A 25,661-nucleotide genomic window follows, 5' to 3' on the forward strand; every position below is an offset into this window, starting at 1 on the left:
AACCGATCTGTATGAGAGAGGCGGGGATCCTGTTCTTGTCCCGTCTTGCAGAAAAAATAACCAGCCCATGCCCTTGAAATAGCCCGTACGGGCCTCATCTTTCATCTCAGAAAGTTATGTTGTTTGCCGCGCAAGCGGCGTCTGCCTGTTTGAAGGGGGAGTGCAATGCGCCTCGATCGCCTTACCAGCAAATTCCAGATTGCTATTTCCGATGCCCAGTCTCTTGCGCTGGGTCGTGACCACCAATTCATCGAACCCGTTCACCTGATGACCGCGTTGGTCAATCAGGATGGCGGCTCTATCCGTCCGTTGCTCACCCTGACCGGGATGGATATCAACGCCCTGCGCTCCCGTCTCGGTGAGGAGCTGGATCGCCTGCCGCGCGTGAGCGGTGTGGAAGGGGACGTGCAGCTCTCCAACGGCCTCGGCCGCCTGCTCAACGTCTGCGACAAACTGGCCCAGCAGCGCAAGGATCAGTTCATCTCCTCCGAACTGTTCGTGCTGGCTGCCCTCGACGACAAGGGAACGCTGGGTGAGCTGCTGCGCGCCCAGGGGCTGACCAAGGAGAAACTCGAAGCGGCCATCGACAAGGTGCGTGGCGGCAAGAAGGTGGAGGATGCCAACGCCGAGGAGAACCGTCAGGCGCTGGAGAAGTACACCATCGATCTGACCGAGCGGGCCGAAATCGGCAAGCTCGACCCGGTGATCGGCCGCGATGACGAGATCCGCCGTACCATTCAGGTGCTGCAACGCCGTACCAAGAACAACCCTGTGCTGATCGGTGCTCCCGGTGTCGGTAAAACCGCCATCGTCGAGGGGCTGGCCCAGCGCATCATCAACGGCGAAGTGCCGGAGGGGCTCAAGAACAAGCGGGTGCTGTCGCTGGACATGGGGGCGCTGGTGGCCGGTGCCAAGTATCGCGGCGAGTTTGAAGAGCGGCTCAAGGCTGTACTGACCGATCTCGCCAAGGAGGAGGGCAATGTCATCCTCTTTATCGACGAGTTGCACACCATGGTCGGCGCCGGCAAGGGCGAAGGGGCCATGGACGCGGGCAACATGCTGAAACCTGCGCTGGCCCGTGGCGACCTGCACTGCGTCGGCGCCACCACCCTGGATGAGTACCGTCAGTACATCGAGAAAGATGCCGCGCTGGAGCGCCGTTTCCAGAAGGTGCTGGTGGAAGAGCCGAGCGTGGAGGACACCATCGCCATTCTGCGCGGCCTGAAAGAGCGTTACGAGCTGCACCACCATGTGCAGATCACCGATCCTGCCATCGTGGCGGCGGCCCAGCTGTCCCACCGCTACATTGCGGATCGCCAGCTGCCGGACAAGGCCATCGATCTCATCGACGAGGCGGCGGCCAGCATCCGGTTGCAGATCGACTCCAAGCCGGAGGCGCTCGATCGCCTCGAGCGGCGCATCATCCAGCTCAAGCTGGAGCAGCAGGCGCTGATGAAGGAGGACGATGACGCCAGCCGCAAGCGTCTGGAGCTGATCAATCAGGAGATTGGCGAAAAAGATCGGGAATACAACGAGCTGGACGAAGTGTGGAAGGCCGAGAAAGCCGCCCTTGCCGGCACCCAGCATATCAAGGCGGCCCTGGAGCAGGCCCGTCAGGATCTCGATGTGGCGCGCCGCGCAGGTGACCTGGGCCGGATGTCCGAGCTGCAGTACGGCCGCATTCCGGAGCTGGAGAAACAGCTGGATCTCGCCACTCAAGCCGAGATGCAGGAGACCAGTCTGCTGCGCAACCGGGTCACCGACGTGGAGATTGCAGACGTGCTGGCCCGCTGGACCGGTATTCCGGTCGCCCGCATGCTGGAAGGGGAACGCGACAAGCTGCTGCGGATGGAAGAGCAGCTGCACAGCCGGGTGATTGGTCAGGAAGAGGCGGTTGATGCGGTCTCCAACGCCATTCGTCGCTCCCGTGCCGGTCTCTCCGACCCTAACCGCCCCATCGGCTCCTTCCTGTTCCTGGGGCCCACCGGGGTGGGCAAGACCGAGCTGTGCAAGGCGCTGGCCGAGTTCCTGTTCGATACCCAGGATGCCATGGTGCGGATCGATATGTCCGAGTTCATGGAGAAACACAGCGTGGCCCGTCTGGTGGGGGCGCCTCCCGGATACGTGGGTTATGAAGAGGGTGGTTATCTGACCGAGGCGGTGCGCCGTCGTCCCTACTCGGTGATCCTGCTGGACGAGGTGGAGAAGGCGCATCCCGATGTGTTCAACATCCTGTTGCAGGTGCTTGATGATGGCCGCCTGACCGATGGTCAGGGTCGGACCGTCGATTTCCGCAACTCGGTGGTGATCATGACCTCCAACCTCGGGTCGGATCTGATTCAGGAGCACCACTCCGAGAAGGATTACGACGAGATGAAGGCCATGCTGATGGATGTGCTGACCCGCAGTTTCCGGCCGGAGTTTATCAACCGGATCGACGAGACGGTGGTGTTCCATCCCCTCGGCGAGGATCACATCAAGTCCATCGCCCGCATCCAGCTCAAGAGCCTGATGGGGCGACTGGAGGCTCAGGGCTACGAGGTGGAGGTGAGCGAAGCGCTGCTCGAGAAGCTGGTGCATGCCGGGTTCGACCCCGTCTATGGGGCGCGTCCCCTCAAGCGGGCGATCCAGCAGAAGGTGGAGAACCCGCTGGCGCAGGCGCTGCTCTCCGGCCGCATCATGCCGGGCAAAAAACTGCTGCTGGGGGCCGACAGCAACGGCCTGACCATGACCCAGTAACCAGTCTCGTATCGATGTTTGCAACGCCAGCCCTCGGGCTGGCGTTGTCATATCTGGTGGCAGGGACTCGGGCGCAAAAAAAAACGGCAATCCGAAGATTGCCGGGAGGAATGTAGTGACGCGACCTGACGTGGGTTGAGCGGGTCGCAGGGGCAAGCCCCCGATTGCGAAGCGCGGCCACTGCTGGCCTCGCTTCTTACAGCCTGCCGAGGATGCGCTCGCTCAACCCCGACGGCCACCTGCCTGTTGCCATGCCAGCTGCGATGGCGCCGGCATGGCCTTCATTCGTTACAGCATGCCTTGCACGGCAGCTTTCATCTCGGCTGGCCAGACGCCGACCTGCACCTGACCGATGTGCTCTTTTTGCAGCAGCAACATGGCCAGACGGGATTGGCCGATGCCGCCGCCGATGGTCTGCGGCATCCGTGCGGCCAGCAGGTCCTGATGCCAGTCGTACTGCAGGCGATCCTCGTCGCCTGTGATGGCCAGCTGGCGGCGCAGCGCCTCGGCATCGACCCGGATCCCCATGGAGGAGATCTCGAAGCTGTCTTGCAGCACAGGGTTCCACACCAGAATGTCACCGTTCAGACCTGCCAGACCCAGCTCGTTGTGGCTGCTCCAGTCGTCATAGTCCGGGGCGCGCACATCGTGACGCTCACCGTGGGAGAGGGCACCGCCGATGCCGATCAGGAACACGGCCCCCAGCTCTTTGGCGATGGCACGCTCGCGCCCCTTGGCATCGAGGTCCGGGTAACGGGCCAGCAGCTCTTCGCTGTGCAGGAACTGGATCTCGGCTGGCAGGAAGGGGGTCAGCTCATGTTCGGCGCAGACTGCGCGCTCGGTGGCCTTGATGGCGGCCCAGATGCCGCGCACGGTTTCCTGCAGATAGGCCAGATCGCGGCGCTCGCTCGGCATCACCTTCTCCCAGTCCCACTGATCCACGTAGACGGAGTGGATGGGGGTGAGCTTGTCTTCATCCGGACGCAACGCCTTCATGTGGGTGTAGATCCCTTCACCCGGGCCGAAGCCGAAGCGACCGAGAGTCTGGCGCTTCCATTTGGCCAGTGAGTGCACCACTTCGTAGCTGTGCTCCGGCAGGGTCTTCACCTTGACCTGCACTGCATTCTCGTGGCCAGAGAGGTTGTCCTGAGTGCCATCACCGACCCGGCTCAGGATGGGGGCTTGTACCTCCATCAGACCCAGTTGCTGGGCGAGTTGGCGGGAGAACATCTCTTTGACGAAGCTGATCTGCTGTTGGCTGCGAATGTAGTGCTGTTTCATGCTGAATTCCTGTTTCAAACCCCGTTGGATGTGGTGATTCTTCAACGGATTGCTAACTAAATTCAATATTCGATAATAGAAATAGGCTTTGTGTATTTTTTTCTTCAAAATAAGGGTGTTTTTAATGATGTATCGCTAACGGGAGGGCAAAAAAATGCCGGAAAATTACCGGATCGATAATCTCGATCAGGCCATCCTCACCGCTCTGATGGAGAATGCGCGGATCCCTTACGCCGAACTTGCGAAACAACTGGCGGTCAGCCCGGGCACCATCCATGTGCGGGTGGAGAAGATGAAACAGGCGGGGATCATCGAGGGGACGCGGGTGCAGGTTAACCCCAAGAAGCTGGGTTACGACGTCTGCTGCTTTATCGGGATCAATCTGAAGAGTGCCAAGGATTACCCCTCGGCGCTGGCCAAGCTGCAGGCGCTGGACGAGGTGGTGGAGGCTTACTACACCACCGGCCACTACAGCATCTTCATGAAGGTGATGACCCGCTCCATCGACGAGCTGCAAATAGTGCTGATCAACAAGATCCAGACCATCGACGAGATCCAGTCCACTGAAACCCTGATCTCGTTGCAGAATCCGATCCTGCGGGACGTGAAGCCTTGAGGTGGGTTGTATAAGGGGTAGGGTGTAGAGATCCATCTCCCGTGCGAAACCCTGACCCCCTGATCAGGGTTCGATATAGGGGATGGCGTACTTGTCGTAGAGGGCCTTGAGGCTGCCGTTGCGCTTCATGCGCAGCAGTTCGGCATCGTAGGCCGCCATCAGGGCGGGGGTCTGTGCATCCGCTCGTGCGCGGGCCCAGGTGTTGAAGTAGGGGCTGCTCTTGAGCGGTTTGGGCAGGTAATCGATCTTTCCCGTCAGCCCCTCCTCCTTGATTTGGGTGAAGGCGGTGACCAGCGGCATGGGCACGGCATCGATCCGTCCGGCCAGCAGTTTGCGCAGTTGCAGCTGGTTCATGGTGATCTCCTGAAACTGATAGGCCGGGTCGGCCATGGCCGCTGCCAGTTCAGGGGTATAGGAGAAATCCTTGGTCACGCCGATGCGCCAGGGTTTGAGATCGGCCAGCGTTTCGTAGCGGATCTTCGTCAGGTCCGCCTTGCGCACGAAGAAGTGCCAGCTGTGGCGAAGATGAGCCTGTTGGGGATAGATGAGATAACTCTCCCGCTCTGCCTTGTAGGAGTGGGTCATCACCAGATCGCAGGCGCCTGTTTCGGCGTTGCGGGTGAGGCGGGCACCGGAGTCGGCCAGCTCGATCCGAAAGGGCGTCTCCAGCTTGTCGAAGATGGCGGTGACGATGTCTATATCGAGCCCGCGGGGTTTCTGATCGGCATCGAGATACTTGAGCGGGGGCTCCATGGTGCCGCAGATCACCAGCTCTTTGGCGGGCAATCCGAGTGGAAACAGCAACCAAAACAGGGGGATCACACGCAAACTACGTCTCCTGAGCCCGTTTGAAGATATTCCAAGACCTGATTCCAGTATATTGGATGGCACCTGATCCGTTAGAAGCGACTGTTTATGGCAAATCCTGAAATCGAGAGCCCGCTGGACGGGATCGACAAGTTGACCGTCTCGCTCTACCGCCTTGGCTTGAGTGCGGCAGCCTTGTTGCTGCTTTGCCGCGGTGCGGCGCTGCTGAGCGGGATGGCATTGCTCCCGTCGGCACAATGGTTGATGTCGCTGGCAGTGGCAAGCGCAATCTGCGGCTTCTCGCTGCATATCTACGACAAGCGGATTCGCCTGATTCTTCAGGGTTTTGGTTGGGGTGCACTGGCCCTGGCAGCGGTGGGGGCACCAGATGCGCTGGTGCTGGGCGCGGCCTTGGCGACCCTCTCCGGGCTGGCGTTCAAGGAGCAGTTTTGCTTCGCTATTCCCGGCATCAAGCTGGTGCCCGTATTGCTGCCGGCATTATGGCTGCTGGAGTGGTTGCGGGTGGAGTGGGCCGCCGCACTGGTGGCGCTGGTCTGCGGCGCCCTGTTGACCTTGCTGGCGCTGGCCAAGTGGCGGATGCCCCTGCACTTCGATATCGGTGACAAGGGGCGTTACCAGATCTAGGTCTGCTGGCACACCTTCATCTGCTGGTTGAGGGCCTGCATCACCTGACGGCGGCTGATGATGCCGATCACCTTGCCCTGTTGCAGCACCGGGTAGATCTTGGGCTTGGCATCGGCCATCTGGCGAGCCAGATCCAGAATGCTCTCATCCGGCCCGACCGAGAGGGGCGAACGGTTCATCAGATCCTCCACCCGGGTGCGGGTATCGCAGTGGTAGCTGCCGGTGAGCAGGCTGGGGATGCAATCTTGTTCGGAAAGAAAGCCGATCAGCCGTTTCTGCTCATCCAGCACCGGCAGGCCGCCAAGACCCGATTGATGCAGGCGATCCAGCGCTTCTGCCAGGCCGAGTCCAGCAGTGAGGGAGTGGGTCAGGCGACCCATGTGGTGGTGTACTTTCAGCATGGTGGTGACTCCGCAAGAGGGGATGTCGCCACTATGACGCGGGCGAGTGGCCCGTGACCAATGGCTTGTGCCGCAGGGATTGATAGGCACAAGCCATCGGCGGTGATCCGCTGGCAGGCGGGCTTCGTTCATGCAAGACCATGAAAGGGAAAGGAGATCGTATGCGTGCATTGGTTACGGGCTGCGGCCGTCGACTCGGATTTTATCTCTGTGAACAGCTGGTGGCGGCGGGTTGGCTGGTGACGGGCAGCTATCGCAGCGAGCGGCCGGAGCTGGCCACGCTGGCGGCACTGGGGGTCGAGCTGGTGCAGGCGGATTTTGGTCGGGAAGAGGACGTTGGCAAGCTGATCGATGTGCTGGCGACCCATCAGGATCTGACGCTGGTGATCCACAACGCCTCGGCCTTCGAGCCGCAGGCAACTGATCCGGCGGCGCAACTGGCCCAGTTCGAACTGTTCTACCGGGTACACATGGCGGCCCCCTTCCAGCTAAATCGGGCGCTGGCCCCCCAGCTTGCCAGCAATCCCAACGCCAGCATCATTCATATCACCGATATCTATATCCATGCCCCGGCCCCCCGTTTTGCCAGCTATGTGGCGACCAAGGCAGGGGCCCATTCGCTGGCCATGAGCTTTGCCCGGGAGCTGGCGCCTGCGGTGCGAGTCAACACCATAGAGCCGGGGCCGATCCTGTTTCTCGACGAGCATGACGAGGCATGGCGCCAGCAGGTGTTGGCGAATACACCGCTGGCGCGGGAGGGAGGGCTTGAGCCCATCTGGCAGGCGGTGCAGTTACTGATGGGGAACAGTTATATGACGGGGGCCAGCATCAAGGTGGATGGCGGGCGCGCGCTGGCCACCCTCTGAGGGGTTGCCGAGCATCTGCGGCCCCAGCCCGACCTGCCGGGTCAGCAAGCCCTTGCCGGGTTTGAGCTTGCCCGACGGGGCGGGGAGCGTCACTTGCAGCGCCACCTTGGGGTCATGCACCTCGCCATGGCCATAGAGCTCGGCCAGCAGCTCCGCCAGATAGGAATCGACCTCTGCCGAGGCAAAGTCACCGCTCCTGTTGCTGGCCAGAATATCGATGTCGAGCGGCCGGTCGTGCACCTTGCAGAGCGGATCGCTGCGATCCCGGCCGTGAGCTACCTCGAGGGCGACAAAGTGCTGCTTGAGGCGGGCGGCATCGAGCGGGCTCTCCACCACCAGCAGGCAGTTGAGAAAGTCGTGGCTGGAGCGCATTCCCACCGGCTTGGTGCGGATCACCGAACTCAGCCGCAGGGGGCCGACGTTCGCAAGCAGCTCGGCCAGCACCCGGCTGACATGGATGTGCGGGTCAAGATTGGAACCAATGCTACACAGATAGAACATGCTCACCTTCCCGGGGTTGGGCTCATCTGAAATGTATACGCAGCTCACGGTTATCGGATTAACTATGGCTTAACATTGTCTTATCTATTGTGATCCGGCACTGATTGGCAGAAAGGAGGTTTGCATGAGTGTGGAGCTGAAATGGGCGCTGTTGACCGCCTCGGGCGCGCTGGCGATGATCATGATTATCTGTCTGGCCTCTGTCGCGTTGGCGTGAATCACCACAATCCAGATAATACAAACCGGCCTGTTGGCCGGTTTTGTTTTTTGGGGCGGTGCGGCTATGCTGGCGCACCGGTGAGAATGCAAGAGAAGAGATGATGACCAAGGTTCGCCCACGCTCCCTGCTGCAGGTGGTATTGATGGGGTTTGTGCTGGTATTGATGCCGCTGGGCGGCATGATCTGGCACAACAGCACCTCTCTTGCCCACCTCAGTCAGCTCACCAGCGACGAGATGGAACGGGCGGTCAAGGATACCCGCCGCGCCACCCTGCTGACGGCGCAAGCCATCGATATCGAACGCACCTTGCGCCGCTTCGCGGTGCTGGGGGATCGCCGCAGTCTCACCAGCTACCAGCAGCAACTCGATGGTTATCGGGTGTTGCTGGCGGAACACCGCAACTCCATCACCGACGGCCAGCTCTACAGCGGGCTCGATCAGGGGCTGGCCTGGCTCGACAGCCTGCAGGATGCCGCGTTGGCCCGGGCGGCGGTAGCGGGGGACAAGCTGGAGCAGTTCAACGATGCCAACAAGCAGCTCGAAATAGTCACCCGCAGCCGGGTTGACGAACACATGGATCGGGTGCAGCTCACCATCGCCGGACTGACCAGCGAGCTCTGGTGGGTGAGCGGAGCTGTGGCGGCGCTCAGCCTGCTGATGGTCTTTATCTTCACCTACCTCATCATCCACCCGGTACGACAGATTGAGTCGCGCATCTTGAGTCTGGGTGCCGGGGTCGAACCCGATCCCAAGCCGGTTGACGGCCCTGCCGAGCTGGTATTACTGGGGGAGCGGATCGTCTGGCTGCACGACAAACTCAAGGAGCTGGAGTTGCAGAAATACCAGTTCCTGCGCCATGTATCCCATGAACTGAAGACCCCGCTGGCGGTGCTGCGGGAGGGGACGGATCTGCTCTGCGAGCAGCTGGTCGGGCCTTTGACGCCGGATCAGCTGGAGATCTGCCAGATGCTCGACGAGAACAGTCGGCGCCTGCAGACCCTGATCGAGCGGCTGCTCGACTTCAACCGGCTCAGTCAGCAGGAGGCCTTCGAACTGGAGCCCGTCCCCCTGCTGCCGATGTTGTCGGAACTTTCTGCCGAGTACCGGCTTGCATTGGAGTCCAAGCAGATCCGTGTACACTTGCCGACCGTGCCGGTTACCCTGTGGGCGGAGCCCTACCGGCTACGACTGATCCTCGATAACCTCTTCTCCAACGCCGTCAGTTACGGCGCCAGCGGGGGCAATATCTGGATCAGGGCAGGGCAGGATGAACAGATAAGCTGGCTGGAAGTGGCCAACGAGGGGCCCAAGATCCCCGTGGCCGATCAGCAACGCATTTTTGAACCCTTCGAGCAGGGCAGCACTGTGCGGCAAGGTCTCTTGAAAGGCTCGGGCATGGGCCTCTCCATCGCCCGCGAGTCTGCCAACAGCCTGGGGGGGGAACTGGTTCTGGTAGAGGATGAACAGGCTGATGTCTGTTTCAGGTTGACGTTGAAATGAGGACTATGAAGATACAACGCGTATTTCCAGCTCTGATGGCAGGGCTGCTCGCGGGTTGCTCCTTGCTGCCGCAACAGGCACAGCGGGAGTCCTCCGATATCGCTTTTGCCAAGCGGATGGAGTTTGCCAACAAGGAGATGCAGGTGCGTCTGCAATACTCCGACTGGCTGCTGGCCAGTCACCCCCAGCAACGGGTGCAGGAGCGTCAGCGTCTGAAAGGGGCCGACGATCTGGAGAGCCGGGTCAGTCTGGCCATGGTGGACTCCCACCCCGCCGAATCTGTGGCCAATCGCACCGCCGGTCTGGCGCGCCTGAAGCAGATGCTGCCCGAACTGGGTCTCGATGCGCAGGCCTTTTTACGTAGCTGGATCGCCCTCGGCGAGCAGCTGCTGGCTCGCGACAGCCGTCGCGATGACCAGAGTCAGGAGATCCAGCGGCTGCGCCGCCAGATCGAGCAGCTGACCGCTATCGACGACCAGCTCAACCAGCGCAAGCTGAACGAGAATCGTGAGGTAATACCATGAGCCGGATCCTGTTGGTGGATGACGACGTCAGCCTGCTCAAACTGATGAGCATGCGGCTGCGCAGTCAGGGTTATGAAGTGGATACCGCCGACAGTGCGGAAGGGGCTCTCGACCGGTTGCGTCAGCAACGGGCCGATCTGGTGCTGAGCGATCTGCGGATGGCCGGCATGGACGGTCTGGCGCTGTTCGAGCGGATCCAGGCCCAGTGGCTGGGTTTGCCGGTGATCATCATGACCGCCCACGGCACCATCCCGGACGCCATTCAGGCGACCCGCTCCGGGGTCTTCAGCTTTCTGACCAAACCCATCAACAAGGATGAGCTGTTCGCAACCATCGAACATGCGCTGAGTCTGACGCGGCCGAAACAGCAGCAGGAGTGGCAGTCGCTGATCCTGACCCGCAATCCCCAGCTGGAACAGCTGCTGATCCAGGCCCATAGCATTGCCACCATGGAGGTGCCGGTGCTGATCATGGGGCCGTCAGGCTCCGGCAAGGGGGCGATGGCGCAGGCGCTGCATCAGGCCAGCCAGCGGCGCGACAAGCCGCTTCATACCATCAACTGCGCCGCCATTCCGTGGGCGTCACTCGACTTGCAGCTGTTTGGTGAAGATGGCCAGTCCGGTCTGTTCGAGCAGGCCAAGGGGGCGACCCTGTTTCTCGACGAGATTGGCAGCCTCTCCGAATCCCTGCAGGCCAAGCTGCTGCAGGTGATGGAGGAGTATGGTCAGGGCACGCCGGAGGTGCGGGTGCTCAGCTCCAGCCATCAGGATCTGGTCAAGGCGATGGAGGAGGGGCGCTTTCGGGAAGATCTCTTCTACCGTCTCAACGTCGCCAATATCACCTTGCCGTCTCTCAGTGCCCGCAGCGAGGATATCCCCCTGCTGGCCCGTCAGGCGCTCGATGACTACCGCAGCCGCCACAGCGACTGCGCCGCCATGGGTTTTTCGCCCGAGTCGCTGGCGATGCTGGCGGCCGCTGCCTGGCCCGGCAACGTGCGCCAGCTCTGCAATGTGGTGGAGCAGCTCGCCAGCCTCTGTTGCAGCCCGGTGATCGGGGTCTCCATGGTGGAGTCCGCCCTGAGTGGCGGCGGTGGTGGCATCCCCTCGTTCAACGAGGCGCGGGCCGAATTCGAGAAGGAGTATCTGATCCGTTTGCTGCGCACCACCGAGGGCAATGTGACCCTGGCGGCCAACATGGCGGGCAGAAACCGTACCGATTTCTACAAGTTATTGAATCGGCACGGTATTGAAGCAGCAAACTTCAAATCGAAGGGATAAATCAGGCGGGATCAACCACCGCCGGAGCGGCATCGGCTTTTTGAGTTTTATGGGAGAGCCAGAGGCCGCTCGCCTTCATCAGGTAACCGAACAAGGCGCCAATGATGAGAGAGGGCAGGATCAGCCGCCATTCGCCAGCCGCCCCGAAGGTGGCACAGCAACCGGCAAAGGTGCCGGGAATGTAGCCGAGCCACTGCTGCTTGGCCTGTACGCACATCAGGGTTGCGACCACCCCCGTCATCACATAACCCGCCACACCCGCTCCCCACAGACTGTCGCCATGGATCAGCAGCAGTGCCCACAGCATGCCGCTGGTGTTGCAGAAGATGGTCTGCAACAGCGCCTTGTAGCCACCGCTTGACGCGAAATAGCTGGTGCAGCCGAGAAAGCCGACCCAGGAGATAAGGCCGAACGCGACGGCAGTCCAGCCCCAGACGGCGGATAGAATTCCAGTGGTGATGGCGATGGCGATCAGTGGGCTCATGGGGCGACTCTTCAGTTGGCTTCGCAAAATGGGCAGCCTACCCCCGGCAATCGGGGCGGCAAGCGGGGGCCGAATTGTGTGTGATCTTCATCACCCTTTTCAACTCAGGAATACGCTTGCGCTCGCGAAAAAAATTCATTGGTGACCGGCCTGACAGTCGGCCATAGTTAGAGGCCCTGTCCTGCTCATGGAGTGAGTCTGATGGCGCCAAATGTGATCGTTCCCCTGCTGGTGTTCGTAGTCCTGTTTCTGGTCGGCACCATGGCCAAGGCACTGCCCCTGCACCACATGATGTAAATCTGTGTGAAATAAAAATCTGCCGGGGCGGGTCTTATCCATACTGCCTCACTCAGCCCCGGGAGTTTTTCATGTTGATCAAGCGTCGTACCGCCCACCCTCTCACCGAACAGGATGTCACCCCGGAAGCCGTCTATCAGGACCGCCGCCTTATTCTCAAGGGGCTGGGTCTGGGCGCGGCCACCCTGGCGTTTCCCACTCAGGCCGGAGTGCTCGACCTGCTGCGCGGCAAAGAGGATGCTCCCCAGTTAGCCACCAAACCGCTCAACAGCAAGCCTGCCGATCGCCCGGCCAATCTGGTGCTGACACCGGAAGAGAAGGCCACCAGTTACAACAACTTCTATGAGCTGGGCACCGACAAGTCCGACCCGGCTCGCAACGGCCATTACCTCAAGCCCGAACCCTGGACCCTCAAGGTGGAGGGGGAGGTGGCCAAGCCTTTTACCCTCGATGTGTGGGACCTCATCAACAAGAGCGAGCTGGAGGAGCGGATCTACCGGCTGCGCTGCGTTGAAGCCTGGTCCATGGTACTGCCCTGGAACGGCATCTCGCTGGCAGAGATCATCCGCCGGGCCGAGCCCACCAGTCGTGCCAAGTTTGTCGCCTTCGAGACCCTGTTTGATCCGAAACAGCTGCCGGGTCAGGCTTCCAGTCTGGGGGGCGGCATCGAGTATCCCTATGTGGAGGGGTTGCGTATCGACGAGGCGATGCACCCTCTCTCTTTCCTTGCGATGGGGCTCTATGGCAAGACCCTGCCCGCCCAGAATGGCGCGCCGATCCGCTTGGTAGTGCCGTGGAAGTACGGTTTCAAGAGCATCAAGAGTATCGTCTCGATCCGGCTGGTAGAGGAGATGCCGCCGACCACCTGGAACCTGCTGGCTCCCAACGAATATGGCTTCTACGCCAACGTCAATCCGCAGGTGGATCATCCGCGCTGGAGTCAGGCAAGCGAGCGTTTCATCGGTGAGGGCGGAGTGTTTGGCGCCAAGCGTCAGCCGACCCTGATGTTCAACGGCTATGGTGACGAAGTCGCCTCGCTCTATCAGGGGATGGATCTGCGCCAATGGTACTGAGATTGAAACCAGCCCATATCAGCGGTTTGCGGGCGCTGGTGCATCTGGGCTCCCTCGGCTTCCTGCTTTGGCTGGTTTTTGCCATTCCGGCAGGTCTGCTGGGGGGGGATCCGGTGCCAGAGCTTATCCACTACCTCGGCAAGGGGGCGCTCAACCTGCTGCTGATCACCCTGCTGGTGTCGCCGCTGGCCAAGCGCTGGCGGCAGGGGCAGCTTATCAAGCTGCGCCGCCCCCTCGGGCTCTGGTGTTTTGCCTGGGCGCTGCTCCACTTCATGGCGTGGCTGGGGCTGGATCTGCAGTTTGACTGGGGGCTGATTGGCGGCGAGCTGGTCAAGCGCAGTTATATCGTGGTGGGGATGGTGGCCCTGTTGCTGCTGGCCGCCCTCAGCATCACCTCGCTGCCCGCATTGCAGCGACGCATGGGCGCCGCATGGCAGAAGCTGCACAACTGGGTCTATGCCATCGCCCTGCTGGTGCCGGTGCATTACTGGTGGTCGCTCAAGAGCGGTTGGGGGGAGCCCCTCATCTACCTGCTGCTGGCCTGCGCCCTGCTCTGGCCGAGACGGGAGAAACTGCTGCGCCCCATGCGGGGGCGCTGGAATGCAAAAGAGGCCTAATCGGCCTCTCGTTGTTTGATCTCGCCGGTGTAGGCATCGACGATGAGATGCACCTTCTGATCCTGGCGATTGAGGGTTTTGACCTCGAATTTGTCCCCTTCCAGCTCCACTTCCCGAATGTCGTGATACCCTTGCGCCAGCAGGAGTTTGACCAGCCCGGCCATGTCGAGACGGCTCTGGGCCGCCCAGCTTGTGGCACTCAACAGGCAAAGGATCAGCAGGAAACTGCGTGGGATCATATTCATTCCGGATTCATGGCTGGCAGACTATAAACGCCATTATGTTAGGTTTTTGGAGATGAATCATCCATGAATAGAGCGCTCCCTCTGCTTGGGTTATTGCTGCCGTTGCTGGCACAGGCGGTCACGCCTGATGAAGCCATGCTGCAGCAAGCTGTCCATGAGGGACGGGTTCGGCCCTTCCATGAAATGATGGAGGTGGCGGCCAGATTGCCGGTGCGGGTGTTGCGGGTGGATCTGGGGGAAGAGGATGGTATCTGGCTCTATGAACTGCGAGTCATCGATCGGGAAAACAGCGTGATCAAGGTAGCCTATCGGGCCGACAACCTTGAGCTGGTGTGGGCCAAGGGCCACCATCTGGAGCGGCTGTTCGAACCGCCAAAGCCCCCGGTCGAGGATGATGAATAACCCCTGTGTGGAAGCCTGTTCATGCGAATTCTGATTGTTGAAGACGAAAAAATTCTGGCTGGCCAGCTGGCCGAACAGCTGCGCCTCTCCGGCTTTGTCACCGACCTCTGCCACGATGGCAACGAGGCCGGTTTTCTCGGCGAGACCGAACCTTACGATGCCATCATTCTCGACCTCGGCCTGCCGGGGCGCGATGGCCTGAGCGTGCTGAAAGAGTGGCGCAGCAAGGGGATCGATACCCCGGTGCTGGTGCTGACCGCCCGTGGCCAGCTGCACGAGAAGATCGAGGGGCTCAACGCCGGTGCCGATGACTACCTCACCAAGCCGTTCCAGGTGGCCGAGCTGGTGGCGCGGGTCCATGCGCTGGTGCGCCGGGCGGCAGGCAACGCCAGCTCCATTCTGGAGATTGGCGGAGTGCGGCTCGACATGGCCGCGTCGCAGGTGTGGTACGAAGGGACCCCGATCAAGCTGACTGCCCACGAGTTCCGGGTGCTGGGTTACCTGATGCAGCACCGGGGCAAGGTGGTGTCGCGCAGCGAGCTGATCGACCACATCTACGCTCAGGATTTTGACCGCGACTCCAATACCGTGGAGGTGTTCATCGGCCGGATCCGCAAGAAAACCAACCCCGATCTGATTGAGACAGTGCGCGGCCTCGGGTACCGGATCAACGAATGAGGCTGGTCAGAACCCTGCGGGGGCGACTGGTCGCCATCGCGCTGGTGTGGTGCGGGCTGTTTCTGTTCGCCACCGGTTTCAGCCTGCAGACCATGATGCGCAACTACTGGCAGGAGGCGGAGGCCGACGGTCTGCGCCTGCAGCTCTATGATCTGCTCTCCCGGCTGGAAGTGGCCAAAACCGGCCTGCCGGTGGTCACCGGCTCCCTCTCCGATCCCCGTTTCAATCAACCCTACTCCGGCTACTATTGGCAGCTGGAGTTGGGCCGCGATGTGGTGGGGCGCTCCCGTTCCCTGTGGGATACCAATCTGAAGAGCGATGGCCTCAAGTCGGCGTTTGGCGATCCCGACCTCTTTGTCGGCAAGGGGCCCAACAAGGAGCCCCTGCTGATCATGACCCGCACCGTGCTGCTTCCCGGTTCGGATCGGGTCTTCACTCTGGTGATGGCCAAGGACAGCAGCGCCCTGACCCAGACCCTCAACAAGACCCGCATCAGCCTGTTCCTCGGTCTCGGCTTTGCTGCCGCCGGCCTGGTGCTCGGCTTCATGTTCCAGATCGTCTACGGCTTGCGGCCGCTGCACCTGCTGCGGCGCGAACTGGGGCGGGTTCACGAGGGTCATCAGGAGGGATTCCGGCTGCGCTATCCGCTGGAGATCCAGCCGCTGGTGGAGGATATCAACCGGCTGCTGCATCACTACGGCGAGCTGCTTCAGCGGGCGCGATCCCACACCGGCAATCTGGCCCACGCCCTCAAGACGCCGCTCAGCATCATGCGCAATCAGGTGGCCCAGTTGCCGCCGGAGGATCAGGCTGCCATCGGCGAGCAGCTCGACCAGATCCAGCGCCATATCGATTACCACCTCGGCAAGGCGCGGGTGACCGGCGCCGCCAAGATCCTCGGGGTCTCGACCCCGGTGCGGGCGCGGGTGGAGTATATCTGCCGCGCCTTCTCCCGCCTCTATCCGGGCAAGACGGTGGATCTGCAAGTGCCCGCCAATCTGGCGGTCGGGGTGGAGGAGCAGGACTTCGACGAGATGGCGGGCAATTTGCTGGAGAACGCCTTCAAATGGTCTGCCAGCGAGCTGCGCATCTCCAGCGCCGAGCTGGGGGGCTGGATCACCCTGCGTATCGAGGATGACGGCCCCGGCATGAGCGAGGATCAGATCGCCAAGGCGGTGCTGCGCGGGGTGCGGCTCGACGAGAAGGTACCGGGCTCGGGCCTGGGCCTCAATATCGTCTCCGATCTGGCGGAAGCCTATCGGGGCAGTTTCATCATGGGCCGCGCCGAACTGGGCGGTCTGGCCGCCTCCCTCTCGTTGCCCAAGGTGGCAAGAGTCGAGAGCTAGGCATAACATATGGCATTTGTTTTAGCCTGAGGAAGAGAAGCATGACCGACGATCCGTGGGCACTGTGTCACCTTGACGATTCGTTTGATGCCTCTGTGCTGGGGGTCAAGGGCGCCCAGATCCAGTGGTTTGAAGACAGGGATGGCCTGATCGCGTTCCTTCTGGAAGATTTTGTCGACCTGCTGGCCGATGTGGGCGAGCTGGACGAGGAGCAGACCGAGCAGGCGCGCGAGCGCTTCACCCTGCTGGTGGAGCAGAGCTTCGACGATCGCACCCTGATGGATGCCATCAACGATCTCGCCTCCGGCCTGCGTCGCATCGCCTGGTTGGGGCCGCTCTCGGAGCTGGCCGAGATCAGCGACGAGTTTGCCTCCGGCCTGCGCCGCTATTTCTGGAGCCAGTACGACGGGGACGAAGATGACCCGGACGCTTGGGTGCCGGAAGAGCTGTGGCCGCAGCTGGTTGAGTGCGCGCAGGAGTATATGGAGGAGGGGGAGTTCTAAACCCATCCCCATGCCTGCGCTTTGGCAGACAGATAAAGAAACGGCGCCTTGATGGCGCCGTTTTTATTGGGTGGCAATCGCCTTAGCCGTTGGCCGGTACCGCGTGGGCGGTGTTGGCCAGCACCGGGCCTGTGTACTTCTCGATCTGCAGCTGGGCCATGTGGCCGCAGTTGCCCTGTGCCAGACTGGACGAGCCTTCGTCGAAGGTGAGGCAGTTGACGTTGCCGTTTTTGCAGATGCTGCCCGCTTCGCCCGGCTTGGCCGGGTCGTACCAGGCCCCTTCGCAGATCCGTACCACGCCTTGGCGCACATCTTCGGAGAGCAGGGCGCCCACCAGGATCTGGCCGCGCTCGTTGAAGGCACGCACCAGATCCCCTTGGGCGATACCACGAGCCTTGGCATCCAGCGGATGGATCATGATCGCCTCGCGGTCTGCGATGGCGAACTTGTCCCGCAGCGGAGTGTTGTCGAGCTGGGAATGCAGCCGCTGGGTCGGGTGGGAGGTGTTGAGCGACAGCGGATAGCGCGCCGCCACCTCGCTCTTCACCCACTCCTTGGGCTCATACCACTTGGGATGGCCGGCGCAGTCGGCGTAACCCATCCCGGCTACCGTGTTGGAGAAGATCTCGATCTTGCCGGACGGGGTACCGAGCGGGTTGAGCAGCGGGTTCTCGCGAAAATCGGCGTGACGGATCCACTGGCGGTTGGCCTCGGGGATCGGGAAGCGGATGTAGTTGTTGGACTCCCAGAACATGTTGAACGGCGGCAGCGCGACGCGGGCGCCGCGGGCCTGCGCCGCCATGCCGTCGTACATCTGCTTGAGCCACAGCATCTCGTCCTTCCCTTCTGTGTACTGCTCCTGCACCCCCAGTTTGGCGGCGATGGCGCTGAAGATATCGAAGTCGTTGCGGGACTCGTGCTGGGGCGGCACGCACTGGTGCATCGGGAACACATAGCGCTGGGAGTAGTCGCCACCCATCTCCAGATCGTTGCGCTCGTAGCTGGTGGTGACCGGCAGCACGATGTCGGCGTGCTTGGCAGTCGCCGTCCAGTAAGGCTCGTGAACGATCACGGTCTGCGGCTTACGCCACGCCTGCAGCAGGTTGTTGGTGTCCTGATGGTGGTGGAAGGGGTTGCCGCCCGCCACGTAGACCAGCTTGATGTCCGGATAGGTCACCTTGCGGCCGTTGAAGTCGATGGTCTTGCCCGGGTTGGCGAGACAGTCGGCGATGCGGGCCACCGGGATCGGTGCCGGGCTGTTCTTCGGCGCGTTGCCGGCGGAGATACCGGCCAGAATGCCACCCTTGGCGGTGGGGCTGCCACCGGAGGAGTAGTGGTAGCTGAAGCCGTAGCCGCCGCCCGGCAGGCCGATCTGGCCCAGCATGGAGGCCAGAGTGACCAGCATCCAGTTCGGCTGTTCGCCGTGCTGCTGACGCTGCATCCCCCAACCGGCCATGATCATGGTGCGCGTGGTGGCCATGTCGAGGGCCAGCTGGCGGATCACCTTGGCATCGACGCCGCAGACGCTGCTCGCCCACTCGGCGCTCTTCGGCTGACCGTCATCCTTGCCGAGCAGATAGGCGAGGAACTTGTCGAAGCCGACGGTGTAGCGATCGAGGAAGGCCTGATCGTGCTTCTTCTCGGTGTAGAGGGTGTGAGCCACACCCAGCATCATGGCCACGTCGGTGTAGGCGTTCGGGGCAATCCACTCGGCGCCGACCAGCTTGGCGGTCTCGTTGTAGATGGGGTCGATACTGATGACGCGGGTGCCTTTCTCCTTGAGGGCCATGAAGCCGGCCTGACCCTCGTGATCCGGCATGTTCCAGCTGTTCTTCAGGGTGACCTGGGCGTTGACCCCCCACAGCACCACCAGTTCGGCGTTCTCGACCACGTTGGGCCAGGCGGTCTGCTGCTCGTACACCTCGATGGAACCCATCACGTGGGACATGATCACCTGAGCCGCGCCGGTGGAGTAGTCACCGGCATAACCGGTGAAGCCGCCGGAGAGGTTCATCAGGCGGTGCAGCAGGGTGCGGCTGTTGTGGAACATGCCGACGCTCTTCCAGCCGTAGGAACCGGCGTGGATCGCCTGCGGGCCGAAGTCACTCTGCACCCGCTGGATTTCACCGGCCACCAGTTCGATCGCCTTGTCCCAGCTCACTCGTACCCATTCGTCGGCACCGCGCAGCTCCGGCTTGGCGCCCGGGCCATGCTCCAGCCAGCTCTTGCGCACCATGGGGTATTTGATGCGGTTCTTGGCGTGCACCTGGAACGGCGCCATATCGATGAGATCGTTCGGCGCCGGATCATCGGCCACCGGCTGGACGCGCACCATGCGGCCATCCTCGACGATCGCCTCGAAAGCACCCCAGTGGGCGCCGGTCAGAATGCCCTTCTGGGCGGGCACCAGGGTCGGGAACTGACTCAATGCGGTGCTGATGGCTTGCGCCAGCGCACTCTTGGGAAAAATGCCGCCGAGCAGGGGCAGGGCTGCGCAGGCGCCGAGCCCCTTGAGCAGGTTGCGGCGGGACAGATTAGTCTTCTTGTCATTGAAAAAAGTCATAACGGTTTTCCTCTGTGCCAGCCTTAGTGGGCCGCGCTCATGTCACTGGCGTGTTTCTGGACATACTGGGTCAACATGCGAGCCTGTTCCGGGGTCAGGGAGGTACGAGATTCCATCCCCTTGATGACGCCGATCCACTGGTTGGCATTGAAGTGATCCAGCGCGGTGAGGCCGTGGCAGCCGGTACAGTTGTTGGACATCAGGGTGGAGGCGTATTGCCACAGCTTGCCCTGATCGCCGATAAGCTGGCTCTGGTCGACCCAGGCGGTCAGCTTGACCTGATGCCAGGTGAGGTTGGTGGCGCTGTCGGTTTCGCTCTGGCCGGTGACCAGCGCTTTCTTGGCGGCATCGCCGATCAGTACGCTGAGGATCCGTTTGCCCGGTGCGGCGTAGAATACTTCGCTCACACCATCCTGTTGCCAGCCTTCGATCTGCACCTTGGCGCGGCCGTTTTCGTTGGCCAGCACTTCCACCTTGGTGGAGGGCATCAGGGTGCCTTCGTCGGTCTTGGCGGCAGCATCGAGGAACAGCGGGGTGGTGGCGATGGCGTAACGGGTGGTGACGTTGGCCGGGGTCTGGGCCGCAGCCTGCGCCAGCTCGCTGGCACCGGCGGCAGCCAGGCCGCTCATGTCAGGCATGATGTGGGCGACACCACGGTGGCAGTCGATACAGGTCTGGCCTTCCTTGATGGCGACCGGGTGCTCTGCACGGGCATTGGGGCGCTGGGCCAGAATGTCCATCGCCTCGTAGCTGTGGCAGCTGCGGCAGGTGGCGGAGTCGTTGGCTTTCAGCTCGTCCCAGACGGATTGGGCCATCCGCAGCTTGTGGGCTTCATACTTTTCCGGGGTATCCAGGGTGCCGATCGCCTCGTGATAGATATCCTTCACGGCGCGGATCTTGGTCCACAGGTAGGAGGTGGGGTCGCCCGGGATGTGGCAGTCGGCACACTCGGCGCGGATCCCCTTGGTGTTCTGGAAGTGGACGCTGCCCTGATACTCGGCGAGCGGAGTCTGCATGGAGTGGCAGGAGACGCAGAATTCGGTGGAGCTGGTCTTGTGCAGCACGGTCACGGTGACACCCAGTGCCGCGACACCCAGCAGGGCCCCGAGCAGCAGGAGCCAGAACCAGGTTTTTCTTATCAGTTTTCCAATCATGGCGGCGTTTTCCTACGGTCAATAATTACCTACATAGTACTAGTCCAATAGTAGTAGTAATGATAGGGATAAGGCGTTGACCTCCATCATGGTTTATATTTTTGATTGTTGTCACATTTTGTCTTTTGTTTTGTTATTGACATAATTGTCGAATTAAATTCAATTGTTTTCTGTTTTATCTATTTGTGCACTTTCCGCGACAGCTGTTAGCCCCCTCGCAAAACCCCACAAGATTCGCTGATATAGTGAGCAGTGAGCCTCAACGGAGTGTCGCTGATGAGCCCTTTCTCACTGCTGTGTGTCGCCGCCAACGTGCAACTGCTGGCCGAATTCGAACAGGAGTTGGCTCCGCTGCTCGGCCATTTCGCGTTGGTGGTGGTGGTCGGTCAGGGGTCGGCTGAGCTGGCCTTGGACGAGCTGGATCGCAAGGGGCAGCCACCCGCCGTGGTGGTGTGTGACAGCGAGCTGGGGGATGGGCGAGGGGCCGATTTTCTGATCCGCCTCGGCAGCCGTCACGAGGCGTGCCGCAAGATCCTGCTCGGCAGCCAGCCGGAGATGAAATCGATCATCGAGGCGGTCAATCTCGGTCGTCTCGACTACTACCTGCAACGCCCCTGGCGTGATGGCAGCCTGCGCCGGGCGGTGATCGAGCAGGCGAGCCACTTTGTATTGCAGCGCCCCGAGGCGGATCTGCTGAGCTATGCCGCCGTGCTCGACAACCAGAAGCTGCTGCGAGCCCACGTCGATCGCCAGTTGGCTGCCTATCGGCAGGGCTTTATGGATTACACCCACTGCAGCGATGAAGAACTCTCCCGGGTGGTGATCGACGGCCTCTACCAGTTTTTCGAGGGCAATGACGAGGAGCGGGTCTGCCGCCACTACAGCTCGGGCCATGTGCTGACCCGTGAGGGGGAGCCCAACAGCTTTCTCTGGTTTATCGCCAAGGGGGAGGTGGTGCTGCGCAAGCGGGACGAGCAGGGGATCGATCAGGAGGTGGTGCACTACCGCACCGGCTCGCTGGTGGGGGGCATGTCCTTCGTCACCGGCGAACCCGCCTTCACCACCGGCGTGACCCTGACCGGTGCCGAGGTGATCAAGCTCGACAAGCTGCAATTCTCCCGGGTGATGCAGGCGCGCAGCGAACTGCTCCCCTCCTTTACCAACCTGCTGCTGCGCCACTTCAACCGCCGTCTGCAAAACAGCATCCGCACCGAGATGCGGCTGCAACAGACCCTCAACTCACTCGATGCCGCTCACGCCCAACTGGTGGAGAGCGAAAAAATGGCGATGCTGGGTCAGCTGGTGGCCGGTGTCGCCCACGAGCTCAACAACCCGGTGGCGGCCATTATCCGTGGCAGCGAGACCCTGCGGGCCGCCATCCCCGATCTGGTCAATCTCGAGCTGCCAGCACCCATCAAAGGGCTGGGCAACCAGACCCTCTGTCAGGCGCTCTCCTCACAGCCGGTCTCGACCAGCGAGATCCGTGACAAGACCCGGCAGGCTGAGGGGCGCTTTGGTGATCGCCAGCAGGCGCGGCTGGCGGTACAGATGAATCTGGATGACGAGCTGAACTGGCAACGCTGGTTTGCCAGCCGCACTGCCGACGAGCGGGAGGCGCTGCTCTCCCGGCTGGAGCTGTTCCAGCAGACCGGCAGCTTCCTGCGCAATATCGAGGTGTGCGCCCGTCGCATCGGCGATCTGGTCAAGAGCCTCAAGCAGTATGCGCGGCAGGATCGGGCCGAGCCCTCGCTGGTAGACCTGCACGAGGGGCTGGAAGATACCCTGATGATTTTCGAAAACCGCCTCAAGCATCATGAGCTCTGCAAGGAGTACCAGCCGTTGCCGCTGGTGCGCTGTCACCCCATCGCCCTGCAACAGGTGTGGACCAACCTGATCGCCAACAGTCTGGATGCCATGAGCGGCCCGGGGCGACTCACCATTCGCACCGGGTTGCTGGAGCCCGAGTGGGTCATGGTAGAGATCGAGGATAGCGGTTGCGGCATCGAGCCCGAGCTGTGGCAGCGGATCTTCGATCTCAACTTCACCACCAAGCGGGAGGGACATTTCGGTCTCGGGATTGGTCTGAGCGTTTCGCTGCAGATAGTTCAGCAGCACCACGGCCGGATTGAGGTGGCCTCCGAACCGGGCCGTTACACCCGGATGCGGGTCTGTCTGCCGCTGGACGGCATGGGGCAGGCCGGTTACGGGGGCGAACCTCATCACAACAAGGAGCATGCGGCCTGAGCCGTCGCCAGCATCAATCGCGCGGCGTGCCAAACCATGTCGCCAAGGAGGAGCAATGAACAAACACTATCTGATCCTGTGTGTGGACGATGAGCGTGAGGTGCTGGATGCGGTGATCCACGATCTCGCCCCGTTCCGTTCCCACTTCGAACTGGAAGCCGCCGAGAGCGTCGATGAGGCGCGAGCGGTGGTGGAGGAGTGGGAGAGCGACGGCAACAAGCTGGCGCTGATCCTCTGTGACCACATCATGCCGGGAACCCTGGGGGTCGATTTTCTGGTGGAGCTGAACCGGCGTGCCACCACCCGCGCCAGCCGCAAATTGCTGCTGACCGGACAAGCGGGGCTGGAGGCCACCGTCGAAGCGGTCAATCGCGGGGGGTTGCACTACTACCTTGCCAAGCCGTGGAAGCTGGAGACCCTGCAAGAGGCGGTGCGCGAACAGCTGACCGACTACCTGCTGGCGGAAGATGGCGAAAATGCCTTCCACTATGCGCCGCTGCTCAATCAGGCGCGGCTGTTTGCCGCCATCCACGATCACCCGTTCGACGAATAGGGGCTGTTGGGCTTTCGCGGTGGCAGTTGTATACTGTCTGCATATACAGTATTGCAGGTAGCCACCGATGCGACTCTTTATCGCCGAGAAGCCCACGCTGGGCCGCGCCATTGCCGATGCCCTGCCCAAGCCCCATAAGAAGGGCGACGGTTTTATCGAAACAGCCCAGGGGGATGTGGTCACCTGGTGCATCGGCCATCTGCTGGAGCAGGCCGAGCCCGATGCCTATGACGCTGCCTTCAAGCAGTGGCGGATGGAGCATCTCCCCATCGTCCCCGCTCAGTGGCAGCTGGTGGCCAAGCCCAAGACCAAAACCCAGCTCACCGTCATCAAGCGACTGATCAAACAGGCCGACTGTGTGGTCAATGCCGGTGACCCGGACCGGGAAGGGCAGTTGCTGGTGGATGAGGTGATCGACTTTCTCGGCTACCCGAAAACCAAGCCGGTGCAGCGCTGCCTCATCAGCGATCTCAACCCGCCCGCGGTGCGCCGTGCCCTCGACAAGCTCAGGGACAACAAGGAGTTCGTGCCGCTGGCGGTTTCCGCACTGGCCCGCAGTCGGGCCGACTGGCTCTACGGCATCAACATGACCCGCGCCTATACCCTGCTCGGGCGCAAGGCGGGTTGCAGCGAGCTGCTCTCGGTTGGCCGGGTGCAGACCCCGCTGCTGGGGCTGGTGGTGCGGCGGGATCTCGAGATCGAGGCCTTCGTGCCCAAACCCTTCTACGAGGTGCTGGCCCATCTGCTGACCGAGGGCAACGAGCGCTTCACCGCCAAGTGGCTGCCATCGGAAGCCTGTCTGCCGTGGCAGGACGAGGAGGGGCGGGTGCTCAACCGGGCGCTGGCCGACAAGGTGGTGAGCCGGATCAACGGCCAGCCTGCGCAAGTCGAATCGGTGGAGGAGCAGGCCCGCAAGCAGGCGGCGCCGCTGCCTTACAACCTCTCCAGCCTGCAGATCGATGCCGCCAAGCGCTTCGGCATGGATGCCAAGCGGGTGCTCGACATTTGCCAAAGCCTCTACGAGCGTCACAAGCTCATCACCTATCCGCGCTCCGACAGCCGCTATCTGCCGACCGACCATTTCAAGCGGGCCGAGCAGGTGCGCGGTGCCATCGCCGCCACAGCGCCTGTGCTGGCCAAGGCAGTTGCCGAGGCGGACGGCAAGATCCGCAGCAAGGCGTGGAACGACAGCAAGGTGGATGCCCACCACGCCATCATCCCCACCGAGAAGCAGGGCAACCCCGCCACGCTGGGGGCCGACGAGGCGAAGCTCTATGGCCTGATTGCCCGCCAGTATCTGCTGCAGTTCTATCCCCCGTTCGAATACAACGACAGCAAGGTGCTGCTGCGCATCGCCGGTGGCCTGTTTCAGGCCAAGGCGCGGCGCATCCTCAAGGCGGGCTGGAAGGCGCTGCTCGGAGTGGAGGAGGATGACGACGAAGAGAAAGTAGGCACGCTGCCGGCTTTGAAGGAGGGCGAACAGCTGCTCTGCGAGCGGGGCGAGCTGCAGGAGAAGATGACCCAGCCGCCCAAGTCATTCACCGATGCCACTCTGCTGGCGGCCATGACCGGCATCGCCCGCTATGTGCAGGATCCCGAGATCCGCAAGACCCTGCGCGACACCGATGGTCTCGGCACAGAAGCGACCCGGGCGGGCATTATCGACCTGCTGTTCAAGCGCCGCTTTCTGGTGCGTCAGGGCAAGAGCATCAAGGCGACCCCGACCGGGCGGGCGCTGGTGCAGGCGCTGCCTGCTACTGCCACCACGCCGGATATGACGGCGCTGTGGGAGCAGAGCCTCGGCCAGATCGCCGAGCGCCACGGCAGCTACCAGCAGTTTATGGGGCCGCTCACCGAGCAGCTCAACGGTCTGATTGAAGGGGCGCGGCAGGACTCCGGCGCCAGCTTCAGCGCCCTGCCCAAGGAGGCGCCGGGTGCCGGCAAGCGACGTTTTACCAGGCGCAAGAGTCCAGCGGCCAGCGGTGCAGCGCCTCGCAAGAGTACGGGCAAGCGCACAGCCAGAAGCAAGGCGGCCTGACCGCATGAGGGGGCGGATAGGCTGATACACAAAAGCGGTCAGCTGAAAAAGAAAAAGGAGTCATGTGCTCCTCTCTCTTTTTTATC

General features: G+C 61.9%; 25 protein-coding genes. 17 read left to right on the forward strand and 8 right to left on the reverse strand.

Features of this window, described 5'->3' with window-relative positions; all coding sequences use genetic code 11:
- Positions 1-165 precede the first annotated feature (165 nt).
- Positions 166-2,739 (forward strand): ATP-dependent chaperone ClpB, encoded by a 2,574-nt coding sequence (gene clpB, locus I6L47_RS15205; RefSeq protein ID WP_216947758.1) that lies wholly within the window; start codon positions 166-168, stop codon positions 2,737-2,739.
- A gap of 288 nt (positions 2,740-3,027) precedes the next feature.
- Here clpB and asnA read toward each other — a convergent pair whose 3' ends face one another.
- Positions 3,028-4,020 carry an aspartate--ammonia ligase gene (gene asnA / locus I6L47_RS15210; RefSeq protein ID WP_058056217.1) on the reverse strand — a complete coding sequence of 331 codons (993 nt, stop codon included), beginning with the start codon at positions 4,018-4,020 and terminating at the stop codon, positions 3,028-3,030.
- Between the two features lie 154 nt (positions 4,021-4,174).
- Between asnA and asnC the strand changes: the two genes are divergently transcribed.
- Positions 4,175-4,636 (forward strand): transcriptional regulator AsnC, encoded by a 462-nt coding sequence (gene asnC / locus I6L47_RS15215; RefSeq protein WP_005339783.1) that lies wholly within the window; start codon positions 4,175-4,177, stop codon positions 4,634-4,636.
- Between the two features lie 63 nt (positions 4,637-4,699).
- Here the strand turns inward: asnC and I6L47_RS15220 are convergent, their stop codons facing one another.
- Complete coding sequence (locus I6L47_RS15220; protein WP_216947760.1) at positions 4,700-5,464, reverse strand: ABC transporter substrate-binding protein; 765 nt, start codon at positions 5,462-5,464, stop codon at positions 4,700-4,702.
- An 87-nt stretch (positions 5,465-5,551) separates the two neighbouring features.
- Here I6L47_RS15220 and I6L47_RS15225 point away from each other — a divergent pair, with 87 nt between their 5' ends.
- Positions 5,552-6,088, forward strand: a complete 537-nt coding sequence (locus I6L47_RS15225) for a DUF2301 domain-containing membrane protein (RefSeq protein WP_005357578.1) — start codon at positions 5,552-5,554, stop codon at positions 6,086-6,088.
- Here I6L47_RS15225 and I6L47_RS15230 read toward each other — a convergent pair.
- Positions 6,085-6,489, reverse strand: a complete 405-nt coding sequence (locus I6L47_RS15230; protein ID WP_005356342.1) for a CBS domain-containing protein — start codon at positions 6,487-6,489, stop codon at positions 6,085-6,087. The two genes, I6L47_RS15225 and I6L47_RS15230, sit on opposite strands and share 4 nt — an antisense overlap.
- Before the next feature lie 161 nt (positions 6,490-6,650).
- Between I6L47_RS15230 and I6L47_RS15235 the strand changes: the two genes are divergently transcribed.
- The gene (locus I6L47_RS15235; protein ID WP_216947762.1) at positions 6,651-7,355 is read left to right on the forward strand and encodes an SDR family oxidoreductase; all 705 of its coding nucleotides are present in this window, start codon (positions 6,651-6,653) and stop codon (positions 7,353-7,355) included.
- Here I6L47_RS15235 and I6L47_RS15240 read toward each other — a convergent pair.
- The gene (locus I6L47_RS15240; RefSeq protein ID WP_216947764.1) at positions 7,281-7,856 is read right to left on the reverse strand and encodes a 2-amino-4-hydroxy-6-hydroxymethyldihydropteridine diphosphokinase; all 576 of its coding nucleotides are present in this window, start codon (positions 7,854-7,856) and stop codon (positions 7,281-7,283) included. The genes I6L47_RS15235 and I6L47_RS15240 overlap by 75 nt on opposite strands.
- Before the next feature lie 124 nt (positions 7,857-7,980).
- Here I6L47_RS15240 and I6L47_RS15245 point away from each other — a divergent pair, with 124 nt between their 5' ends.
- The 4 genes from I6L47_RS15245 to I6L47_RS15260 all read left to right on the forward strand — a co-directional run bounded on the left by I6L47_RS15245 (position 7,981) and on the right by I6L47_RS15260 (position 11,378).
- A complete protein-coding gene (locus tag I6L47_RS15245) occupies positions 7,981-8,073 on the forward strand; it encodes a YnhF family membrane protein (protein WP_005339800.1) in 93 nt (30 codons plus the stop codon).
- Positions 8,074-8,176: 103 nt separating this feature from the next.
- Positions 8,177-9,577, forward strand: coding sequence for a HAMP domain-containing sensor histidine kinase (locus I6L47_RS15250; protein ID WP_047440386.1), 1,401 nt, complete (start codon positions 8,177-8,179; stop codon positions 9,575-9,577).
- A 5-nt stretch (positions 9,578-9,582) separates the two neighbouring features.
- Positions 9,583-10,101 (forward strand): hypothetical protein, encoded by a 519-nt coding sequence (locus I6L47_RS15255; protein ID WP_040070048.1) that lies wholly within the window; start codon positions 9,583-9,585, stop codon positions 10,099-10,101.
- Entirely contained in the window at positions 10,098-11,378 is a 1,281-nt protein-coding gene (locus I6L47_RS15260) for a sigma 54-interacting transcriptional regulator (RefSeq protein ID WP_005339807.1), read from the forward strand. Before I6L47_RS15255 ends, I6L47_RS15260 begins: the two co-directional genes overlap by 4 nt.
- A gap of 1 nt (position 11,379) precedes the next feature.
- Here the strand turns inward: I6L47_RS15260 and I6L47_RS15265 are convergent, their stop codons facing one another.
- The gene (locus I6L47_RS15265; RefSeq protein ID WP_216947766.1) at positions 11,380-11,862 is read right to left on the reverse strand and encodes a DUF1097 domain-containing protein; all 483 of its coding nucleotides are present in this window, start codon (positions 11,860-11,862) and stop codon (positions 11,380-11,382) included.
- A gap of 368 nt (positions 11,863-12,230) precedes the next feature.
- On the opposite strand from I6L47_RS15265, the gene msrP reads away from it, so the two are divergent.
- Together msrP and msrQ are read left to right on the forward strand one after the other, a co-directional pair.
- On the forward strand, positions 12,231-13,232 hold the full coding sequence (msrP, locus tag I6L47_RS15270; protein ID WP_139733394.1) for a protein-methionine-sulfoxide reductase catalytic subunit MsrP: 1,002 nt from the start codon (positions 12,231-12,233) through the stop codon (positions 13,230-13,232).
- Positions 13,223-13,849, forward strand: coding sequence for a protein-methionine-sulfoxide reductase heme-binding subunit MsrQ (gene msrQ, locus I6L47_RS15275; protein WP_113740344.1), 627 nt, complete (start codon positions 13,223-13,225; stop codon positions 13,847-13,849). Before msrP ends, msrQ begins: the two co-directional genes overlap by 10 nt.
- On the opposite strand, the gene I6L47_RS15280 is transcribed toward msrQ, so the two are convergent.
- On the reverse strand, positions 13,846-14,094 hold the full coding sequence (locus tag I6L47_RS15280) for a PepSY domain-containing protein (protein ID WP_041202391.1): 249 nt from the start codon (positions 14,092-14,094) through the stop codon (positions 13,846-13,848). The two genes, msrQ and I6L47_RS15280, sit on opposite strands and share 4 nt — an antisense overlap.
- A 63-nt stretch (positions 14,095-14,157) precedes the next feature.
- Here I6L47_RS15280 and I6L47_RS15285 point away from each other — a divergent pair, with 63 nt between their 5' ends.
- From I6L47_RS15285 to I6L47_RS15300, 4 genes are read left to right on the forward strand one after another with little or no spacing between them, the layout of a single operon-like run.
- Complete coding sequence (locus I6L47_RS15285; protein WP_005339825.1) at positions 14,158-14,496, forward strand: PepSY domain-containing protein; 339 nt, start codon at positions 14,158-14,160, stop codon at positions 14,494-14,496.
- Positions 14,497-14,517: 21 nt separating this feature from the next.
- Positions 14,518-15,174 carry a response regulator transcription factor gene (locus tag I6L47_RS15290; protein WP_005339826.1) on the forward strand — a complete coding sequence of 219 codons (657 nt, stop codon included), beginning with the start codon at positions 14,518-14,520 and terminating at the stop codon, positions 15,172-15,174.
- Positions 15,171-16,520 carry a sensor histidine kinase gene (locus I6L47_RS15295; protein WP_216947768.1) on the forward strand — a complete coding sequence of 450 codons (1,350 nt, stop codon included), beginning with the start codon at positions 15,171-15,173 and terminating at the stop codon, positions 16,518-16,520. Before I6L47_RS15290 ends, I6L47_RS15295 begins: the two co-directional genes overlap by 4 nt.
- A gap of 41 nt (positions 16,521-16,561) precedes the next feature.
- Positions 16,562-17,023, forward strand: a complete 462-nt coding sequence (locus tag I6L47_RS15300) for a hypothetical protein (RefSeq protein ID WP_005339830.1) — start codon at positions 16,562-16,564, stop codon at positions 17,021-17,023.
- Positions 17,024-17,105: 82 nt separating this feature from the next.
- Here the strand turns inward: I6L47_RS15300 and torA are convergent, their stop codons facing one another.
- On the reverse strand, positions 17,106-19,586 hold the full coding sequence (gene torA / locus I6L47_RS15305) for a trimethylamine-N-oxide reductase TorA (protein WP_216947771.1): 2,481 nt from the start codon (positions 19,584-19,586) through the stop codon (positions 17,106-17,108).
- Between the two features lie 23 nt (positions 19,587-19,609).
- The gene (locus I6L47_RS15310; RefSeq protein WP_216947782.1) at positions 19,610-20,740 is read right to left on the reverse strand and encodes a NapC/NirT family cytochrome c; all 1,131 of its coding nucleotides are present in this window, start codon (positions 20,738-20,740) and stop codon (positions 19,610-19,612) included.
- A 276-nt stretch (positions 20,741-21,016) separates the two neighbouring features.
- On the opposite strand from I6L47_RS15310, the gene I6L47_RS15315 reads away from it, so the two are divergent.
- The 3 genes from I6L47_RS15315 to I6L47_RS15325 all read left to right on the forward strand — a co-directional run bounded on the left by I6L47_RS15315 (position 21,017) and on the right by I6L47_RS15325 (position 25,575).
- A complete protein-coding gene (locus tag I6L47_RS15315; RefSeq protein WP_216947784.1) occupies positions 21,017-22,984 on the forward strand; it encodes an ATP-binding protein in 1,968 nt (655 codons plus the stop codon).
- Between the two features lie 55 nt (positions 22,985-23,039).
- On the forward strand, positions 23,040-23,537 hold the full coding sequence (locus I6L47_RS15320; RefSeq protein WP_013724182.1) for a response regulator: 498 nt from the start codon (positions 23,040-23,042) through the stop codon (positions 23,535-23,537).
- A gap of 67 nt (positions 23,538-23,604) precedes the next feature.
- Complete coding sequence (locus I6L47_RS15325; protein ID WP_216947786.1) at positions 23,605-25,575, forward strand: DNA topoisomerase III; 1,971 nt, start codon at positions 23,605-23,607, stop codon at positions 25,573-25,575.
- Positions 25,576-25,661: the final 86 nt, after the last annotated feature.

The sequence above is a fragment of the Aeromonas sp. FDAARGOS 1417 genome, from assembly GCF_019046985.1.
Lineage (GTDB): Bacteria > Pseudomonadota > Gammaproteobacteria > Enterobacterales > Aeromonadaceae > Aeromonas > Aeromonas veronii.

What these genes read in the sequence shown, in the direction of transcription:
- I6L47_RS15325 (WP_216947786.1), top strand. Translation starts at nt 23,605, where the DNA reads ATGCGACTCTTTATCGCCGAGAAGCCCACGCTGGGCCGCGCCATTGCC.
- I6L47_RS15310 (WP_216947782.1), bottom strand. Translation starts at nt 20,740, where the DNA reads ATGATTGGAAAACTGATAAGAAAAACCTGGTTCTGGCTCCTGCTGCTC.
- msrP (WP_139733394.1), top strand. Translation starts at nt 12,231, where the DNA reads ATGTTGATCAAGCGTCGTACCGCCCACCCTCTCACCGAACAGGATGTC.
- clpB (WP_216947758.1), top strand. Translation starts at nt 166, where the DNA reads ATGCGCCTCGATCGCCTTACCAGCAAATTCCAGATTGCTATTTCCGAT.
- asnC (WP_005339783.1), top strand. Translation starts at nt 4,175, where the DNA reads ATGCCGGAAAATTACCGGATCGATAATCTCGATCAGGCCATCCTCACC.
- I6L47_RS15280 (WP_041202391.1), bottom strand. Translation starts at nt 14,094, where the DNA reads ATGAATATGATCCCACGCAGTTTCCTGCTGATCCTTTGCCTGTTGAGT.
- I6L47_RS15230 (WP_005356342.1), bottom strand. Translation starts at nt 6,489, where the DNA reads ATGCTGAAAGTACACCACCACATGGGTCGCCTGACCCACTCCCTCACT.
- I6L47_RS15250 (WP_047440386.1), top strand. Translation starts at nt 8,177, where the DNA reads ATGACCAAGGTTCGCCCACGCTCCCTGCTGCAGGTGGTATTGATGGGG.
- I6L47_RS15315 (WP_216947784.1), top strand. Translation starts at nt 21,017, where the DNA reads ATGAGCCCTTTCTCACTGCTGTGTGTCGCCGCCAACGTGCAACTGCTG.
- I6L47_RS15260 (WP_005339807.1), top strand. Translation starts at nt 10,098, where the DNA reads ATGAGCCGGATCCTGTTGGTGGATGACGACGTCAGCCTGCTCAAACTG.
- I6L47_RS15290 (WP_005339826.1), top strand. Translation starts at nt 14,518, where the DNA reads ATGCGAATTCTGATTGTTGAAGACGAAAAAATTCTGGCTGGCCAGCTG.
- asnA (WP_058056217.1), bottom strand. Translation starts at nt 4,020, where the DNA reads ATGAAACAGCACTACATTCGCAGCCAACAGCAGATCAGCTTCGTCAAA.
- I6L47_RS15235 (WP_216947762.1), top strand. Translation starts at nt 6,651, where the DNA reads ATGCGTGCATTGGTTACGGGCTGCGGCCGTCGACTCGGATTTTATCTC.
- msrQ (WP_113740344.1), top strand. Translation starts at nt 13,223, where the DNA reads ATGGTACTGAGATTGAAACCAGCCCATATCAGCGGTTTGCGGGCGCTG.
- I6L47_RS15320 (WP_013724182.1), top strand. Translation starts at nt 23,040, where the DNA reads ATGAACAAACACTATCTGATCCTGTGTGTGGACGATGAGCGTGAGGTG.
- I6L47_RS15225 (WP_005357578.1), top strand. Translation starts at nt 5,552, where the DNA reads ATGGCAAATCCTGAAATCGAGAGCCCGCTGGACGGGATCGACAAGTTG.
- I6L47_RS15265 (WP_216947766.1), bottom strand. Translation starts at nt 11,862, where the DNA reads ATGAGCCCACTGATCGCCATCGCCATCACCACTGGAATTCTATCCGCC.
- torA (WP_216947771.1), bottom strand. Translation starts at nt 19,586, where the DNA reads ATGACTTTTTTCAATGACAAGAAGACTAATCTGTCCCGCCGCAACCTG.
- I6L47_RS15240 (WP_216947764.1), bottom strand. Translation starts at nt 7,856, where the DNA reads ATGTTCTATCTGTGTAGCATTGGTTCCAATCTTGACCCGCACATCCAT.
- I6L47_RS15245 (WP_005339800.1), top strand. Translation starts at nt 7,981, where the DNA reads ATGAGTGTGGAGCTGAAATGGGCGCTGTTGACCGCCTCGGGCGCGCTG.
- I6L47_RS15285 (WP_005339825.1), top strand. Translation starts at nt 14,158, where the DNA reads ATGAATAGAGCGCTCCCTCTGCTTGGGTTATTGCTGCCGTTGCTGGCA.
- I6L47_RS15300 (WP_005339830.1), top strand. Translation starts at nt 16,562, where the DNA reads ATGACCGACGATCCGTGGGCACTGTGTCACCTTGACGATTCGTTTGAT.
- I6L47_RS15295 (WP_216947768.1), top strand. Translation starts at nt 15,171, where the DNA reads ATGAGGCTGGTCAGAACCCTGCGGGGGCGACTGGTCGCCATCGCGCTG.
- I6L47_RS15255 (WP_040070048.1), top strand. Translation starts at nt 9,583, where the DNA reads ATGAAGATACAACGCGTATTTCCAGCTCTGATGGCAGGGCTGCTCGCG.